This window comes from Burkholderia sp. SIMBA_051 (genome assembly GCF_046534915.1).
GTDB lineage: Bacteria > Pseudomonadota > Gammaproteobacteria > Burkholderiales > Burkholderiaceae > Burkholderia > Burkholderia ambifaria.
In genome coordinates, this window is sequence record NZ_JAWRXS010000752.1 from 1 (window position 1) to 243 (window position 243).

The window sequence follows — 243 nt, forward strand, 5'->3', positions numbered from 1 at the left end:
CTATGGCTACAACGCCGCCTACGACCCCGATGCCAGCGAACGCGGCGACGCCTTCGAGGGGCGTGACCGCCGCTATTCGTGGCGCAACCCCGGCTTCGCCCAGACCGACGCGCATCCCGTCGTCAATGTAAGCTGGAACGACGCGACCGCCATGGCGCGCTGGCTCAGCCGCGAGGAAGGCCGCGTCTACCGCCTGCCCACCGAGGCCGAATGGGAATACGCGGCCCGCGCCGGCAGCCGCGG

General features: G+C 71.2%; 1 protein-coding gene. It reads left to right on the plus strand.

The window, feature by feature from the left end:
- Positions 1 to 243 (plus strand): SUMF1/EgtB/PvdO family nonheme iron enzyme (locus SB771_RS36485; protein WP_410722221.1); only part of this gene is annotated, 243 nt, incomplete at both ends.